Origin of the sequence: Bradyrhizobium sediminis (assembly GCF_018736085.1) — a bacterium.
GTDB classification, from domain to species: domain Bacteria; phylum Pseudomonadota; class Alphaproteobacteria; order Rhizobiales; family Xanthobacteraceae; genus Bradyrhizobium; species Bradyrhizobium sediminis.
In genome coordinates, this window is sequence record NZ_CP076134.1 from 4,282,542 (window position 1) to 4,299,596 (window position 17,055).

The window sequence follows — 17,055 nt, forward strand, 5'->3', positions numbered from 1 at the left end:
GAGCATCACGTGAACGCTGGCACTGCAGAGACAACCGTTCGGCCGCTGGCGGCCGAACAGCTCTATCGTCCGGCCGATCTGTCGGGCCTGGCGTTTGCGACGACCGCGGAGTTAGAGCCGATCGACGGGCTTGTCGGTCAGGCCCGCGCGGTCGAAGCGATCCGGTTCGGAACGCAAGTCGGCAAGGCCGGCTTCAACCTCTTCGTGATCGGTCCCAACGGCGCCCGCATGCAGGACGCCGTCAAGGCCATGCTGGCCGCAGAGGCGGCGGGAAAGCCCGGTCCTTCCGACTGGGTCTATGTCCACAATTTCGCCAATCCGGAAAAGCCGATCGCCATCGAACTTCCTGCCGGCCGTGCCCGCGATTTTCACAACGCGATGCACAAGCTGATCGACGATCTCAAGTCCGCCCTGCCTGCGGTGTTCCAGAGCGAGGATTATCAGACGCGTCAGGCCGCCATCGACGAGTCATTCCAGAAGCGGCAAGGCGAAGCCTTTTCGGCGCTACGCGACAAGGCCGCCGAAAAGGATATTGCCGTGCTGAGGACGCCGCTCGGCTTCGCGCTGGCGCCCGTCAGGGATGGCAAGGTCGTTCCGCCGGACGAATTCGGCACCTGGCCCGAAGCCAAGCGCCGCGAGGTGCAGGTCGCCATCGAGGCATTGGAGAAAGACCTCGAGCATATCATTCGTCAGGTTCCCCGGTGGGAGACGCAGCGGCGCGACGAGACGCGCCAGCTCGGCCGCGACACGGTAGAATACGCGGTCGATCAGTTGATCGAGGATGCCAAAGCCGCCTTCAGCGACGTTCCCAGGGTCGTGCAGCACATCGAAACGGTCCGCGCCGATCTGGTTGAAAACGTCGGCATGCTCGTCGTCAAGAGCGAAGATGGCGAGAGCGAAGCGGGCCTGTTGAGGAGCGGCAGTCCATTCGACCGCTATGAAGTCAACGTCCTCGTCAGTCAGGACGGCGAGAAGTCGGTTCCGATCGTCGAGGAACTGCATCCCGCGCTCGGCAACCTGATCGGCCGCATCGAGTATATTCCCCTGCAGGGGGCGCTACTGACGAACTTCCGCCTGATCAAGGCCGGCGCCATCCATCGCGCCAACGGCGGCTACCTGCTGCTCGACATCAGGAGTGTTCTGCTCGAACCATTCAGCTGGGCCGCGCTCAAGCGGACGCTGCGGCGGGGCGAGATCGCGATCGAAGACGTCGGCCGGTTTCTGGGGCTGACCAGCACGGTGTCTCTGGAACCAGATCCGATCCCGCTCAAGCTGAAGGTCATCCTGTTCGGCGACCGCCTGCTGTACTTCCTGCTCGCTGCCCTCGACCCCGAAATGGCGGAACATTTCAAGGTTCTCGCCGATTTCGAAAACGATCTTCCGCGAACGCCCGAGAACGAAGCGATCCTCGCGCGGCTGCTGGCGACCCTGGCTCGGCGCGAGGGTTTGAACGCCCTGGAGCGCGATGCAGTGGCCCTCGTGCTCGAACATGCGGCGCGCCTGGCCGAACATTCCGGCAAGCTTTCGCTGGTCGTGGAACAGCTTCGGGAGATCCTGATCGAGGCGGACTATTGCGCGCGCGAAGCTAAGCGGAGCGTGATCTCGGGGGCCGACGTGAATAGTGCCTTGATGGCCCGCATCCGGCGCGCCGCCCGCCTGCGCGACCGGACGCAGGAGGCCATCATCGAGAAGGTGGCGCTGATCGACACTGCGGGAACGCATGTCGGCCAGATCAATGGCCTGAGCGTTACCGAACTCGGCGGATTTTCATTCGGGCGCCCGACCCGCATCACCTGCCAGGCGAGACCAGGCAGCGGCAAAGTCGTCGATATCGAGCGCGAAGTCGAACTCGGCGGCCCGCTCCACTCCAAGGGCGTCCTGATTCTTTCCGGGTTCCTGGCAGGGCAATACGCTCTCGATACCCCGATGTCGCTGTTCGCCAGTCTGGTGTTCGAACAATCCTATGGCGGCGTCGAGGGAGACAGCGCGTCGTCTGCCGAGCTCTATGCGCTGCTGTCGGCCCTCGCGGATGTGCCGCTGCGGCAGGATCTTGCGGTGACCGGATCGGTGAACCAGCACGGCGAAATTCAGGCGATTGGCGGCGTCAACGAAAAGATCGAAGGCTTCTTCGACATTTGCGAAAAGCGCGGATTGACTGGAGCGCAAGGCGTACTGATCCCGCAGGCGAACGTCCAACATCTGATGCTGCGCAAGGACGTGCTCGATGCCTGTGCGGCCGGCCGCTTTGCCGTCTACGCGATCGCTACGCTCAATGAAGGGATCGCGCTCCTGACCGGGCTTGCCGCCGGCGTGCGCGGTTCAGACGGGGCTTATCCGCTCGACAGCATCAATCGGCGAGTGGAAGATCGGCTGCGGGCTTTCGCCAGCATCCGGAGGAATTTCACCAACCAGAGCAACGGCGGCGGAGCACCCGCCAACTAGCCATGACGAAGGACGCTCACAGTTTCAAGCGGCTCGTGCTGGGACTTCAGCCCGGCGCGCATGACCGCACGATGCAGCTGGCCGTCGAACTGGCCGACCTGCTTCATCTCGATCTGCTGGGGCTGTTCCTCGAAGACAGCGGCCTGCGCGACCTCGCCAGCATCCCCTTTTCGCGCGAGTTCAGGCCGCTCGGCGGCGGCTGGCGCGCGATCGACCTGGACCGGCTGTCGCGCGACTTCGAACTTGCCGCACGCAGCATCGAACGGAAATTCATGGACGCGGCAAAACGCCTCCCGACCGGATGCCAGTTCGAGGTCGCGCGGGGTTCGATCGCCCAGACATTCGCTTCGGTCTCGCGAATCGACGACATCGTCATGATCGCCGAGCCCAGAAGCCCCGCCGAGCGGGCCACCCAGCAATTCTCATGGCTGTTGGAAGGGGCCTTCCGGTCGGCGGCCGCTGTCATGCTCGTGCCGCCGCATATCGCGCGAACGAAGGGCCCCGTTGTCGCGATTGCGGCATCGTCCGGCGACCCAAGCATTCTTGCGGCTGCGGCTATCGCGCTCGCGGCAAAGGAAGAGCTGGTCGTCATCGAAACCGACGGCCTCGATGCGGATGATCCGCGCATCCGCAAACTTGCCGACGATACCGGCCTTGTCATCAAACGTATGGCCGCGCCCAACGTCCGACTGGCCGATCCGGCGGCTTGCGCTCAGGCCTTCCGCCAGATCGCGGAGCGGCTGATTGTCGTGACCCGCGACACCCTGGTGGAGGGAGCGGCCTCGGCGATTTCAGCGGCGCGGCGGGTTCCCGTGCTGATCGTCGAGCCACCGGGAATGGCGGCAGTTGAATCCGCACCGCCAACGGGCCGCTAAACACCATTTGGCCCCGTTGCAGGTTCCGGACCGGCGCCGAACGGGAGCGCCGCAAGCAGCTTGTAGCCGCTTTCTCCGGGGGCTGGCGACTGCAGGAGCTCGACCGAGCCAATGCGCTGCGCCATCGCAAGCTCCCGATCGATCGGGCATTTCCGCGCGATGGCGGCTCCATTGCCGCGAAGCCGGGCGAGCGTGACATGCGGCCGAAAGGGCCGCTCGTCCGTTTGCCCAAACGCCTGAAGCAGCGCGGCGCGCAGTTGCGCGAGGTCCGGTCCGGCCGCGCATTCCGCCCACAGAAACCGCGGGCGTCTCGGCTCCGGACCATATCCGACATGGCGAAATTCCAGCACGAATTCGCCGAACCTGCCGGCGACGCTACCAAGCTTCCCGACCGCATCCGATATCGAAGCCTCGTTCCACGGCGGCACCAGCGTGAGATGAATGTCGGCAGCGGCAATCAGACGAACCGGCAAATGCTGCAGTTCGCGCGCCATCCGCGCGAGTTCGTCGGCGATCCCGGGCGCAAACTTGAGTGCGACGAAAACGCGCGCGCGCGGTGGACCGTCTGAGCCTGCAGTCAGGTTTTCTGTTTGGTCCGATCCGCTTTCCGATCCCATCGAGATGCCCCGCGCAATCTGCCGCTCATAAGGACCGATTGACCGGTCTCGGCGCTGGCTGAATCAACGCCGGTTCAATTCACCGCAATCCGACCGGTGAAATTAAGCTTTACCGGGGGCGGTGCACGATTGATCCTGATCAAGACAGCCGATACCCAGTCTGCTCACTTGGCCTGCAAGGGCAGGCCATCCCAACATACGCTGACCGAGGAGGCACCGATGGCAAAAACCGATCCTGGCGCGACTGCATTTGCCACCCCTGACGATATCAAGGGCGTCTTGGGCGATCTCGATCAGGCTCAGATTCTGGCAATCATGTCGCTGCGACCGTCGATTGCGGACCTCGAACAAGCATCGGTGTGGCTTGACGGCGATCCGGACGTGTTCGGCGCCGGAATGGCCTTACAAGGCGTGGCCTCGGAAATTGTCGCGATCCTCACGGAGAACGAAGACGAGGAGCCACCGCGTACGGGATAATGGCGCGCGGGAGGCTGGAGATCGGCGTTCGTTAGGTTCGGTCCAATTCATCCCGGATCGTTGTCGACTCCCTCCCATTGAAGCGCGCTTGACGCATATCAAAATGAGCCAGATTCGCCACGAGTAGATTGCGCTCCTCAAACGAGAGGCGACAGACGTAGATCGATCCTGCCATCTGGAAGCGAACGGAGGGCGTTATGAACACATCAGGCGTCGCCGGACTGGATCACACCGTTCAGGAAACCAATGTCTGGCTCAGGGCAGTCGCTGAGCAGTTGCACTTTGAGGATCGCCACCACGCCTACATGGCGCTGCGGGCCGTGTTGCATGCGTTGCGCGACCGGTTACCCCCGGAGGTCGCGGTGCATCTCGGCGCCCAGCTTCCGACGCTGGTGCGCGGCGTCTACTATGAAGGCTGGCATATGGCTGGAAAGCCGGTGAAGGATCGCAGCGTCCAGGAATTTGCTGACCACGTTTTGCAAGCATTGCCGCCACGATTTCCGATGGATCCGCTAACCGTGGCCCGCGGCGTGTTCGAGACCCTTTGGGAGAAGCTCGATCCGGGCGAGTTTGCAAAGCTCATGGACCACCTGCCGGCTCCCCTCAGAACCTTGCGGTCCTAGTACCCACTATCCGAAGTGACTGAGTCATATTTGCACTATCGTGCGGCGTTGCGGCGTGATTCAAGATGGCATGATAAGCGATGCCATGAAAGTCCGGCTGCGGCCGGGAGATCGCGCGATCCTTGAAGCGCGGTTGCGCGCCGGCAGCACCGAGCAGCGGCAGCTGTTGCGGATACGGATCGTGTTGGAGGCGGCCGGCGGGCACGCGACACGGGAGATCGCCCGCGAGCTGGAGACGACGCCGACCACGGTCAGCTTGTGGCGTATCCGTTACGCGCGCGAAGGCCTTGATGGGCTGGAGGATCGGCTGCGGTCCGGCACCCCGCCGATCTACGACGAGGCGACCGACCAGCGCATTCGCAAGGTTCTCGACCAGCCGCCGCCCAAGGGTTTTGCACGCTGGAACGGGCCACTGATCGCGCGGGCTTTGGGCGACGTCGATGTGCAGTATGTTTGGCGATCGCTGCGCAAGCAGAAGATCGATCTGGCCGGACGCAAAAGCTGGTGCGAGAGCAACGACCCGGATTTTGCGGCAAAGGCCGCCGATGTGGTCGGCCTCTATCTGGCGCCGCCGAAGAACGCGATCGTCCTGTGCGTCGATGAGAAACCGTCGATCCAGGCACTTGAACGGGCGCAGGGTTACTTGAAACTGCCGAACGGGCGCGCCCTGACCGGGCAAAGCCACGACTACAAGCGGCATGGCACGACAACCCTGTTTGCCGCCTTTGAGGTCGCCACTGGCAAGGTCCGGGCCACACACAAGAAACGCCGTCGCCGCAAGGAATTCCTCGACTTCATGGATGACGTCGTCGCCGCCTATCCAAAGGCACGGCTCAAGGTCATCCTCGACAATCTGAATACGCACCAGAAGAACGACGAATGGCTGAAACGCCACCCGCTTGTGACATTCCACTTTACGCCGACACGCGCCTCGTGGCTCAATCAGGTCGAGGGCTGGTTCTCCATCTTGCAGGGCCAGTCGCTGACCGGCGCATCATTCACCTCGGTCGAGCAACTCAAGCAGCACATTAATGCCTTCGTCAAAGCCTACAACAAACATGCGGAGCCGTTCATCTGGACAAAATCCAAAGTCCACCAGCGCCGCGTCAAAGGACGCCGTCTTAGTGACTTATGATTCCGGGTACTAGCCGCGCAAATGAAGCTAACTCGGCTGTTTCTGCGCAACCCTGGGGTAAATGATATTGATCTTGGTCAAGCGCCCCCGCGGGAGCGTTGGATATATATTAATTGCTCTATGGATGATGAGGGATGCACCTTGTGTCTGACAGGCACTCCCCACCCGCCACCGCCCTTGAAATGGCGGGTCGGCAGCGCGAAATTTCCGTTTCGGAGTTCTTTCTCAAGAATCGTCATCTGCTCGGCTTCGATACCCCTGCCAAGGCATTGGTCACTGCTGTCAAAGAGGCGGTCGACAACGCTCTCGATGCTTGTGAGGAAGCAGGGATACTCCCCGATATCAGCGTACAGGTGAGCGATCGCTACGGGAAATCGCGGGTCATCGTCGAGGATAACGGACCCGGAATTGTCGAGAGCCAGATCGCACGCATTTTCGGCAAGCTCCTCTATGGATCGAAATTCCACAAGCTCAGCCAATCGCGTGGCCAGCAGGGGATGGGGATCTCGGCTGCGGGAATGTACGGGCAGCTCACCATCGGCAAGCCGTTGCATATCATCAGCCGCATCAAGGGCGACAAGCTTGCTTCGGAAATGTATGTGTCGATTGATACCGCCAAGAACCAACCGGACATCCACAAGAAGAAGCGGCTGAAGTGGGACCGTCCTCACGGTACCCGAGTCGAGATGGAGATGGAGGGCCACTATCAGAAGGGGGCGCACTCGATCGAGGTCTATCTGAAGCAGACGGCAATCGCCAATCCGCATCTGGCTATCATCTACAAGGACCCGCACGGCGAAGAACTCCGCTTCGCCCGGACTACCAGGAAGCTCCCGCCCCGACCGGTAGAAATCAAGCCACATCCGTATGGCATCGAGCTCGGCCGGCTCATTCAGATGTTGAGTAACAGCAAGAGCCGCACCCTGTTGCGGTTTCTCGAAGACGAGTTTTCCCGCGTGGGGAAGAAGACGGCGCTCAACATCATCGAACTCGCCCGCCAGCATTCCGACAGGAAACTAAGCAATCGCTCCCATCCGAAACACATCGCCCACGCGCAGGCGACCGCGCTGCACAAGGCTATCCAGAAGACGCGAATCCTGGCGCCGCGAACCGACTGCATCGTCCCGATCGGCGAGAAGCAGCTGCTCGACGGCCTGCACAAGGAATTGGAGGCGGACTTCTTTACCGTCACCACCCGGCCGGCTGCGGCCTATCGGGGCAACCCGTTCCAGGTGGAAGTCGCCATCGCCTATGGCCGCCCCGGCGGGGCCGGCGTCGAAGTCGACGAGAGCGGCCACATGCGCAAGAAGGAAGCCCAGGAAACGCGCGCTTCCGAACACCTGATCGCGCAGAAGGACGAGCCGGTTCGTCTGCTGCGTTTTGCCAACCGGGTGCCGCTGCTCTACCAGCAGGCCAGCTGCGCGATCACCAAGGCCGTCATCCAGACGAACTGGCGAGGCTATGGCCTGCACCAGCCGAAGGGCGCCTTGCCGATCGCGCCGATGGCGGTCCTGGTCCATGTCGCCTCGGTCTGGGTGCCCTACACCTCCGAGTCCAAGGAGGCCATCGAGCCCTATCCGGAGATCCTCAGGGAGATCAAATTGGGGCTGCAGGAATGCGCGCGCAAGCTGGCGCATTACCTGCACCACGAGCAGCAGCTCCACCAGGAATACGACAGACGTACCTACATCGAGAAATACCTGCCTCATATCGGCGTCGCCCTGCAGGACATCCTCGCCCTCAGCAACAATGAACGCGACTCCACCTTGAAGAAACTCGACGACGTGCTCCACGAGAGCCGCACGATGCAAAGGCCCGAGCCATGAAGAAGAGCACCGAGGCCGCACACAGCGATCTGGACAACAAGACCATCATGCTGATCGAATCGATCGCCAAACAGGTCCGCGCCAATATCGACGGCGGAAAGCTGCCGGACATCAAGCTTCCGGTCCGCAGTCTTGACAATGTAACGTACGACAAGGCGAAGGGCTATTTCGAGCTTGGCGACGCCCGCAAGGTGCGCACGCTGACGGTGACTACCGCGCGGGCATTCGCGCAGACCCTGCGTTTGATGGCAACCTCACGGACGATGGTCGATCACAACGACTTCGCCACCAAGCGCGAGGTTTATTACATCAGCAAGAACTGGGGCGACTGCCGCTTCGACGAACAGGCCGAATCCGACGCCATCATGGACGACATCGAGGCGATGGCGTCGATGCACGGACTGTCGCGGGAGCAACTGCGCTTCTACCCGGAATCCCACGGCGGTTCGGTGGCCGGCCGGCTCACCGTGGTCGACAGAAATCCCGCCACGGGAGAGCCGATCGAGATCGACTGCGCCAATCTCGGCAGCGGCGCCTACAGCATCCCGCGCTCGGTCGAACATCTGACTTTCCGCACCGACGCACGGTTCATACTCGCGATTGAAACCGGCGGCATGTTTCAGCGACTTAACAATCACCGGTTTTGGGAGACGGCACGATGCATCATCGTTGAGATGGGCGGGGTCCCGACCCGCGCCACACGGCGCTTCGTTCGCCTGCTTTCCGACAGACAGAACCTGCCAGTCTACTGCTTTGTCGATTGCGACCCCTATGGCTTTACCAATATTTACCGCACGCTCAAGGTCGGCTCCGGCAATGCGGCTCATATCAACCGTTTCCTGTGTGTGCCGCGGGCACGTTTCCTCGGCGTCACGCCACAAGACATTGTCGACTTTGGTCTTGAGGATGCGACCCACAAGCTGGCAGCGACCGACATCAAGCGCGCGCAAGACGCCTTGCAGAACGATCCATTCATCATGGCCCATCCCGAGTGGATCGCCGCGATCAAGCAAATGCTTCAAATGGGCGTTCGCGCCGAGCAGCAGGCGCTGGCCAAATGGGGCCTCAACTACGTTATCGACGATTATCTGCCAAGGAAGCTCGCCAACGTGAACAGCTTCCTGCCATAGAGCCTTCCCCGGACATCAAGCTGGCGCTCGTGCTCGCGCGATCACCTTCGCACCGGCATAGGTCCCGCGTTACGCCCCGACCTGCTCGAAGCGCTGGACGGCTGGTCTGCCGTCCATGAGCCGCGCGTCCGGACCAGCCATTCGCTCGGGACAGCAATCTCTTCCGCCGCCATCGGAGTCGGAAAGCTGGTGTTGGCGCACGGCACGACGGGAATATCGAGGCGCTGACCACGCGCAGGCCTTGCACTCCCTTGACGACTACGATCTCGCCTCTGCTTCGAAATCTGACCTCTCCAGCAGCCAGGAGATGGCGAAGCCAGACACGAGGCCCCAGAACGCCGCACCGACGTTCAACAAGGGCACATCGGCCACAGTGACAAGGAAAGCCAGCAGCGCGCCGAGCGAGAAGCGCTCCTTGAACGCGGTGACAAAGGCCGTCTGCAGGACGCGCAGCATCGCGAGTCCTGCCAAGGCCATCACCAGGGGCTTGGGCGAGACGAGCAGCAACCGTGTGAATGTCGGCGCCAGCAGTCCGAACACCAGCGCCAGACAACCAACGAACATAGCGGCGCTATATTGGCGTTTCTGCTCGCCACTTGAGACCACAATGGCATTGGTCGGCCCCGTCAGGCAGGAACTAACTCCACCGACGACGGCACTGATCACCGAGCCGATGCCGCAGGCCATGGTCACGGCGTTGATCGGCGGCGTATGCCCCGCTGCCCTGAGCACCGCAAAGCCCTGGCCATTCTGGACGACGAGGACAGTGATCGCGAGCGGCACCACGAGTTCGACCATGGCCGCGATTGACCAGACTGGAGTCTGGAAGACGGGGCGGATCAGTTCGAATTGAAGCGTTGCAGTGGCGTCGAACCGGCTGAACAGGACCGTCGTCGATGCACCGACCAGAAGAGCCCCGATGATTGGCGGAATGCGCCGGCCAAGGCGCGGGATCGCCGACAGGATGAGCCAAATCGCGACCATCGGTCCGACGATAAAGGTGTCCGCAAAGACCGCACGGACGAGTTCAAGGCCAAAGCGCAGAAAAACGCCGGCGACCATGCCCATGACGATCGGCATCGGAACTAGCTGCATGACGCGCTTGACCCAGCCGCTCGCACCCAACACCAGCATCAGCAGCCCCGTAGCGTAAAACGCACCGACAACCTCCGGAAACGTCAGGTGAGTCAGCGACTGTCCAACTATGACCGTACCGGGAATAGTCCAGAAGAAAACGAACGGCTGACGATACAGCCCGCTGAACAGGAGCGTGATCAGGCCGTTGAAAAAGAAGACGCCGAAGATCCAGGACGCGATCTCTCTTTCGGAGAGCCCTCCGTTCGAGCCGACCGCCAGAATGATCGCCACAGGCCCGGTCACAGCGAACAGCCAGCCAATGAAACCATTCGATGCGTAGAGGACGCCGAAATCCGAAATAATCCGCCCAACACCCGGCGGTCGCTCAGTCGGTCGTTCGATCTGTATGAGCATCAAAGAGGCGGGCGCCAGCCTTCCGAAGCCAGGGGACGTTGATCCGGGCAGAACCGACTCCAAGGATGCCTCATCCTCTGAATACCTTCAACATGCGGCCGGGCGGAATCGAGCATAGCCGTGCCCGGCCCGGTCATCGCGATCTGCCAGGATTTCGAATGGAGCCGCCCCAGCTGACACGCCCACGAGGATCGCGTTTGGCTGTTGATGGCATCTTGGTCCCTTTGGCGGGACCTTTAACGAGCGGCCGGTGGCCGCCTGTATCCATTGCCTCAATAAAATATGCCACGAAAGACCTACGCTGCCTGGCGAAGTCGTGGTCGCATCATCGATTGAGATAGATCAAGAGCACGCCCCTGTTTCTGCGCGACGTTAAATTTATTTTGGGCAAGGGATTAGGCTATGTCGGGCAAACAATTGCTCTGCGTGCTCGATCGTGATGGCAAGCTCGTCGGGCCCATGCCAAAATTTGCGCGCGAACCCGCCGAGCTGCAACGGCTCTATCGGACCCTCGTTCTCACGCGCATATTCGACACCAAGGCCATCGCGCTGCAACGCACCGGCCGCCTCGGCACATACGCATCATCTCTGGGGCAAGAGGCGGTATCAGTCGGCGCAGCCGCTGCCATGGCGAAAAACGATGTCCTTGTTCCAAGCTTCCGCGAGCATGGTGCGCAGCTGTGGCGTGGCGTCACGCTCAAGGAGCTGTTCCTGTATTGGGGCGGAGATGAACGCGGCAACGATTTCGCCGATCCGCGCGAGGATTTTCCGAATTGTGTGCCGGTCGCTTCGCATGCTCCGCATGCCGTCGGCGTGGCGCTGGCCTTTCGTCTGCGCGGCAACAAGCGTGCCGCCGTGTGTGTATTCGGGGACGGCGCGACGTCGAAAGGGGATGTGGCGGAAGCCCTCAACATGGCTGGGGTCTGGAAGGTTCCGGCTGTTTTCGTTATCAATAACAATGCCTGGGCGATCTCGGTCCCGCGCGAAAAGCAGACCGCCGCCGCGACCCTGGCCCAAAAGGCCGTCGCCGCAGGCATTCCCGGCGAGCAAGTCGATGGTAATGACGTCATCGCCGTCCGTGCGGTGACGGAGCGGGCACTCGCGCGGGCCCGGCAGGGACTGGGTCCCACCTTGATCGAGGCGCTCACCTACCGCTTGTGCGACCACACTACCTCCGATGACGCCAGCCGCTATCGCGACAATGCCGAGGTCAGTGGCCATTGGCCGGCTGAGCCGGTGGCGCGTCTGCGCAGTTTCCTGACGAACTGCGGGCACTGGGACAAAAACAAGGAAGAGGCCCTGTTGCATGAGTGCAGCAGCGCCGTCGAAGGTGCGGCCGAGGAGTATCTCGCCACGCCGGCTCAGCCGATCTCAAGCATATTCGATTACATCTATGCCAAAATTCCGGCCGAACTCGCCGAGCAGCGCGAAGCGGCGGCCGTTCAGGCGCAGAGTGACGCATGACCGAACTCAGCTTGGTGCAAGCAGTCAACGCCGCGCTCAGACACGCCATGAACGAGGACGAGCGTGTCTTGGTGCTGGGCGAGGACGTCGGCATTGACGGTGGGGTATTTCGCGCGACCGAAGGGCTGTTCAAGACTTTCGGCGAGCAGCGCGTGCTCGATACGCCACTGGCAGAGGCATCGATCGCTGGAGTATCGATCGGGCTCGCCGTTCAGGGATTTCATCCGGTGGCAGAGATCCAGTTTACCGGCTTCGCCTATGTATGCATCGACCAGATCCTCAATCACGCCTCTCGGCTGCGCGCGCGCACGCGCGGTCGCCTGACCTGTCCCATGGTGCTACGCTCACCGGCGGGCGGCGGGATCAAGGCGGTCGAGCATCATTCCGAAAGTCCCGAGGCCATGTTCGCGCATATCCCGGGCATCAAGGTGGTCATGCCGTCGTCGCCCGCGCTTGCCTACGGCCTGCTGCTGGCGGCCATCCGGGATCCCGATCCGGTCGTGTTCCTGGAACCCACCCGACTTTACCGCGCTGCAAGGGAGGACGTCTTGGATGATGGCGCCGGCATGCCGCTGGGCCAATGCCTCACGCCGCGCACGGGGCGAGACGTCACGATCGTGGCCTGGGGGGCGATGATTAAGGAAGCGCTCGAAGCCGCCGATCAACTGGCCGCGGAAAATATCGAGGCCGAGGTCATTGACGTCGCGACGTTGAAGCCGTTGGACAGTGCAACGATTCTAGCATCGGTGGAGCGCACCGGCCGTCTCGTTATCGCGCATGAGGCACCGATGACGTGTGGATACGGCGCCGAGATCGCCGCTCGCGTCGCCGGTCGGGCAATGACCAGCCTGCTTGCGCCGATCGAGCGGGTGACCGGCTATGATACAATGATGCCTTATGCGCGCATGGAAGCGCAATACCTGCCCAAAGTCGGCGCAATCCTGGCGGCGGCGCGCCGCGCGATGGCTTTCACATGAGCAGGTTCGTACTCCCCGATCTCGGCGAGGGATTGCTGGAAGCTGAGATCGTCAGTTGGCACGTGGCGCAAGGCGATCACGTCGTGGTCGATCAACCATTGCTGGCGGTCGAAACCGAAAAGGCGGTGGTGGAAATTCCATCGCCGCAGGCGGGCCACATCGCGAGGCTGCTGGCTAAGGCTGGCGAACGGGTAAAAGTCGGCGAAGCCTTGCTTGAATTCGAGGAAGGCCCGCATGCCGAAGCCGGCACCGTCGTGGGACAGCTGGCCGAGCCGGCACCGGCAGCCAAGGCCGCAGCCGGTGCGCATGCGCCAGGCACCATACGGGCGACGCCCGCGGTGCGGGCTCGCGCCCGCGAGCTTGGCATCGACCTCGCGCGCGTGACGCCGACGGGTCCAGGCAGCACCGTGACCGTATCCGACGTCCAGGCTGCGGCGGCGGGCGCCGGTCAAGCGTCTGCGCCCTTGCGAGGCGCGCGGGGGACCATGGCCGCCAACATGGCGCGAGCTTGGCGTGAGGTCGTGCATGCGACCATCCAGGACGAAGCCGACATCGAGGCCTGGCCACCAAGCGAAGATATGACAGGCCGGCTGATAAGGGCGCTGATTGCCGGCTGCAAGGCCGAGCCCTTCCTGAACGCCAGCTATGATGCAGCCTCAATGTCGCTGCTAGAAAATCCCGCAATCGATCTCGGGCTCGCGATCGACAGTCCCGACGGGCTGTTTGTCCCGGTGCTGCGGGACACGGCACGCGAAACGCCGCAGGGCTGGCGCCTGCAAGTCGACGCGTTCAAGCGTGGCGTACAGGCGCGGAGCCTGACGCCTGCCGATCTGCGCGGTGCGACCATCACGCTGTCGAATTTCGGTTCGATCGCCGGCCGCCATGCGTCGCTGATCGTGATGCCGCCACAGGTGGCCATCCTTGGCGTCGGCCGGGCCGTCGCGCTGCCGGTCCGGGGCGCCGACGGCGGTGTCGCCCTGCATCGCGCCTTACCGCTGTCGTTGACCTTCGATCACCGCGCCGTCACCGGCGGCATGGCGGCGCGCTTCCTGCGCGCGGTGATCGCCGATCTCGAAAGCAAAATATGAGAGCAGGGTTGCCATGGAAGACATGTTTCGATTCGCGGACGACTTCGGGCCCACCCGAATCATCCATATTTGCCGGCCCAGCCTTGCACTGAAAGCCATTGTCGTCATCGACAATATCGCTTGCGGCACGGCCATAGGTGGCGTCCGAATGGCGCCCGATGTATCGGTCGAGGAATGCTTCCGGCTCGCGCGTGCAATGACATGGAAAAGCGCTGCCGCCGGCCTACCGCACGGTGGGGGCAAGTCGGTCATCTTCGGCAACCCGCACATGGCCGAGGTGGCGAAAGAACAACTGATCCGCGCCTTCGCCGGCCACATCCAGGATATCACCGATTACATCCCCGGGCCGGACATGGGCACGGACGAACAATGCATGGCGTGGGTCAAGGACGAAATCGGTCGAGCCGTCGGCTTGCCAAGCGCTCTCGGTGGAATTCCACTCGATCAGATCGGCGCAACCGGATTCGGGCTGGCAGCATGTGTCGAGGTTGCCAGGGAATTTATCGGTCTCGACTTGAAAGGAGCGCGCATCGCCGTGCAGGGGTTCGGCGCTGTCGGCAAACACGCAGCGCGCTTCCTTGCCCAGAAGGGCGCCCTCCTTGTCGCTACGAGCGACACAGGTGGAACATTGACCGACCCATTGGGGCTCGACGTTGGCGCGCTGATTGCCCTTAAGGAGTCGGGGCGATCGTTGCACTATCATGACACTGGCTCGAAGCTGGCTGCCGATGCAATCCTCGATATTGACTGCGACATATGGATACCGGCGGCGCGACCCGATGTGGTGCGCGCTGACAATGTTTCACGGCTACGGACCCGTTTGATGGTGCAAGGTGCCAATATCCCCTGCACGCCGGAAGCTGAGCGAGCGCTGCATGAGCGCGGAGTGCTGGTGGTTCCAGATTTCATCGCGAACGCCGGTGGTGTGATCTGTGCCTCGGTAGAGCATCGGGGCGGTACGCAGCGCGCGGCCTTTGACTATATCGATGAGCGAATTCGCTCCAATGTCTCGGCGGTCCTGGAAGAAAGTCAACGCCACAAGGCGCTTCCGCGCGCTGCAGCCATCGCGCTTGCCGAGCGCCGAGTGCGAGCAGCCATGAAAACGCGGCGTTGGCGCTGAATACAACCGGTTCGGCAACCACCACGCAGTGGAAGATGAGGGTCGCCGCCCTTTCGGGCAGCAGATGCTTCGCCTTTGCCAAATAAGGTGCTGGCCGACACGCGCGAGCGCGATCGCCACGGCCTCGCCTTACCCGGAACAAGGTCGTTCGTTCGTCGACCTCGATCGCGGCATCTTTTACTGCAAGCAGATCGGCAAGCGGGCTACCAAGAAGCGCCAGACGCCGGCGCCGTCGCGCCTGCCGACCCACATGCGACGCTGGGCTCGGTTGAAATTGATCGCCGAATGCTTCGTCGAGTTCAACGGCAAGCCCGTCAGTTCGGTCAAGAAAGGCTTTAGGAGCGCGGTGGGGCTGGCGGGCCTGAACGGCAATGTGACCCCGCACACCTTGCGCCACACAGCGGCGACCCGGCTCATGCAGCGTGGTGTACCGGTATGGGAGGCCGCTGGCTTTCTTGGCATGTCTGCCGAGGTGCTGCTGGGCACTTATGGGCACCATCATCCCGACTTCCTGCACGGCGCAGCAAACGCCATTACAGCCAAGCACCGGGTTTCGGTGGTTGAATCGGTGGCTAGCCTTGAAAGCGCTCGGGAAAGAAGGCAAAACGCCCGAAAATGACTGGTCGGAGTGGCAGGATTTGAACCTGCGACCCCTGCGTCCCGAACGCAGTGCTCTACCGGGCTGAGCCACACTCCGACAAGATGGGCGGCTTATAGCCTTGGGTTTCGTGCACCGCAAGAAGCCGATGTAAGGATAATTTTCCCTGTGAATGTAGCCCTGAAAACGCGGATTCTGCCCGCCGGCGAGGCCGCCGTGGCCGCGGCGGCATCCTGCCTCGCCGAAGGCGGCCTGGTCGCCTTCCCGACCGAGACCGTCTACGGCCTCGGGGCTGACGCCGCCAACCCCGCCGCCATTGCCCGGCTCTACCAGGCCAAGGGCCGGCCGGCGTTCAATCCCCTGATTGTGCATGTCGGCGATCTCGCCGCCGCCCGGCGGATTGCCCGCTTTGATCCGATGGCCACCCTGCTGGCCGAGGCGTTCTGGCCGGGGCCGCTGACGCTGGTGCTGCCAAAAGCCGGCGATTGCCCGGTCGCCGATCTCGCCACCGCCGGGCTCGAGACCGTCGCGATCCGGGTTCCCGCCCACCCGGTGGCGCTGGCCATCCTGCGCGCCTTCGGCGGGCCGGTAGTGGCGCCGTCGGCCAATCTGTCGGGCCATGTCTCGCCGACCACATCGGCCCATGTGCAGGGCGACCTGACCGGGCGGATCGACCTGATCGTCGACGGCGGACCGGTCGCGGTCGGCGTCGAATCGACCATCGTCGGTTGCTTCGAGCAGCCGATGCTGCTGCGCCCGGGCGGCCTGCCCCGCGCCGAGATCGAGCGCGTGCTCGGCCGGGCGCTGGCGCAGCCGCCCGCCGATCCCGACGCCGACAGCGGACAACCGCTGGCGCCGGGCATGCTGGCCTCGCATTACGCGCCGCGCACGAAGGTCAGGCTCAATGCCGATAGAGTCGAGCCCGGCGAAGCGCTGCTGGCGTTCGGCCCGGCCACGGTGCCGGGCTCGGATGGGGCGGCCGCGATCATGAATCTGTCGCCTCGGAGCAATGTCGATGAGGCCGCCGCCAATCTTTTCGGTTATCTTCGTGCGCTCGACACCAAAGGCGCGCGCGCCATCGCGGTGATGCCGATCCCGCATCACGGCCTCGGCGAAGCCATCAACGACCGGCTGCGCCGCGCCGCGGTGGGACGGGACTGAGGCAACGCGAGCGAACAACGAGCGACAAGAA

15 protein-coding genes and 1 tRNA gene are annotated in these 17,055 nt (G+C 62.8%); 13 read left to right on the top strand and 3 right to left on the bottom strand.

What is annotated here, in order from left to right:
- Positions 1–9: 9 nt before the first annotated feature.
- A complete protein-coding gene (locus tag KMZ29_RS20565; protein WP_215620938.1) occupies positions 10–2,442 on the top strand; it encodes a Lon protease family protein in 2,433 nt (810 codons plus the stop codon).
- A 2-nt stretch (positions 2,443–2,444) separates the two neighbouring features.
- Positions 2,445–3,317 (top strand): hypothetical protein, encoded by an 873-nt coding sequence (locus tag KMZ29_RS20570; RefSeq protein WP_215620939.1) that lies wholly within the window; start codon positions 2,445–2,447, stop codon positions 3,315–3,317.
- On the opposite strand, the gene KMZ29_RS20575 is transcribed toward KMZ29_RS20570, so the two are convergent.
- Positions 3,314–3,811 carry a 2'-5' RNA ligase family protein gene (locus KMZ29_RS20575; protein WP_215620940.1) on the bottom strand — a complete coding sequence of 166 codons (498 nt, stop codon included), beginning with the start codon at positions 3,809–3,811 and terminating at the stop codon, positions 3,314–3,316. The genes KMZ29_RS20570 and KMZ29_RS20575 overlap by 4 nt on opposite strands.
- Before the next feature lie 342 nt (positions 3,812–4,153).
- Here KMZ29_RS20575 and KMZ29_RS20580 point away from each other — a divergent pair, with 342 nt between their 5' ends.
- From KMZ29_RS20580 to KMZ29_RS20600, 5 genes are all read left to right on the top strand, one after another.
- Positions 4,154–4,411 carry a hypothetical protein gene (locus KMZ29_RS20580; RefSeq protein ID WP_215620941.1) on the top strand — a complete coding sequence of 86 codons (258 nt, stop codon included), beginning with the start codon at positions 4,154–4,156 and terminating at the stop codon, positions 4,409–4,411.
- Positions 4,412–4,608: 197 nt separating this feature from the next.
- Positions 4,609–5,034 (top strand): DUF2267 domain-containing protein, encoded by a 426-nt coding sequence (locus tag KMZ29_RS20585; protein ID WP_215620942.1) that lies wholly within the window; start codon positions 4,609–4,611, stop codon positions 5,032–5,034.
- 70 nt (positions 5,035–5,104) lie between these two features.
- Positions 5,105–6,169, top strand: coding sequence for an IS630 family transposase (locus tag KMZ29_RS20590; protein WP_215620943.1), 1,065 nt, complete (start codon positions 5,105–5,107; stop codon positions 6,167–6,169).
- Positions 6,170–6,303: 134 nt separating this feature from the next.
- The gene (locus KMZ29_RS20595) at positions 6,304–7,995 is read left to right on the top strand and encodes a DNA topoisomerase VI subunit B (protein WP_215620944.1); all 1,692 of its coding nucleotides are present in this window, start codon (positions 6,304–6,306) and stop codon (positions 7,993–7,995) included.
- Positions 7,992–9,125 carry a DNA topoisomerase IV subunit A gene (locus tag KMZ29_RS20600; protein WP_215620945.1) on the top strand — a complete coding sequence of 378 codons (1,134 nt, stop codon included), beginning with the start codon at positions 7,992–7,994 and terminating at the stop codon, positions 9,123–9,125. The genes KMZ29_RS20595 and KMZ29_RS20600 overlap by 4 nt, the downstream gene beginning before the upstream one ends.
- Positions 9,126–9,383: 258 nt before the next feature.
- On the opposite strand, the gene KMZ29_RS20605 is transcribed toward KMZ29_RS20600, so the two are convergent.
- Complete coding sequence (locus KMZ29_RS20605) at positions 9,384–10,616, bottom strand: benzoate/H(+) symporter BenE family transporter (protein ID WP_215624348.1); 1,233 nt, start codon at positions 10,614–10,616, stop codon at positions 9,384–9,386.
- 402 nt (positions 10,617–11,018) lie between these two features.
- On the opposite strand from KMZ29_RS20605, the gene pdhA reads away from it, so the two are divergent.
- From pdhA to KMZ29_RS20630, 5 genes are read left to right on the top strand one after another with little or no spacing between them, the layout of a single operon-like run.
- Positions 11,019–12,080 (top strand): pyruvate dehydrogenase (acetyl-transferring) E1 component subunit alpha, encoded by a 1,062-nt coding sequence (gene pdhA, locus KMZ29_RS20610; RefSeq protein WP_215620946.1) that lies wholly within the window; start codon positions 11,019–11,021, stop codon positions 12,078–12,080.
- A complete protein-coding gene (locus KMZ29_RS20615; RefSeq protein ID WP_215620947.1) occupies positions 12,077–13,057 on the top strand; it encodes an alpha-ketoacid dehydrogenase subunit beta in 981 nt (326 codons plus the stop codon). Before pdhA ends, KMZ29_RS20615 begins: the two co-directional genes overlap by 4 nt.
- Positions 13,054–14,145 (top strand): dihydrolipoamide acetyltransferase family protein, encoded by a 1,092-nt coding sequence (locus KMZ29_RS20620; protein ID WP_215620948.1) that lies wholly within the window; start codon positions 13,054–13,056, stop codon positions 14,143–14,145. Before KMZ29_RS20615 ends, KMZ29_RS20620 begins: the two co-directional genes overlap by 4 nt.
- Before the next feature lie 13 nt (positions 14,146–14,158).
- Positions 14,159–15,265, top strand: coding sequence for a Glu/Leu/Phe/Val family dehydrogenase (locus KMZ29_RS20625; protein WP_215620949.1), 1,107 nt, complete (start codon positions 14,159–14,161; stop codon positions 15,263–15,265).
- A gap of 28 nt (positions 15,266–15,293) precedes the next feature.
- A complete protein-coding gene (locus tag KMZ29_RS20630) occupies positions 15,294–15,884 on the top strand; it encodes a tyrosine-type recombinase/integrase (RefSeq protein ID WP_369810038.1) in 591 nt (196 codons plus the stop codon).
- Position 15,885: 1 nt separating this feature from the next.
- Here the strand turns inward: KMZ29_RS20630 and KMZ29_RS20635 are convergent.
- A tRNA-Pro gene (locus tag KMZ29_RS20635) sits at positions 15,886–15,962 on the bottom strand.
- Positions 15,963–16,031: 69 nt separating this feature from the next.
- Here KMZ29_RS20635 and KMZ29_RS20640 point away from each other — a divergent pair.
- Entirely contained in the window at positions 16,032–17,024 is a 993-nt protein-coding gene (locus KMZ29_RS20640) for an L-threonylcarbamoyladenylate synthase (RefSeq protein ID WP_215620950.1), read from the top strand.
- The last annotated feature ends 31 nt before the right edge of the window (positions 17,025–17,055 follow it).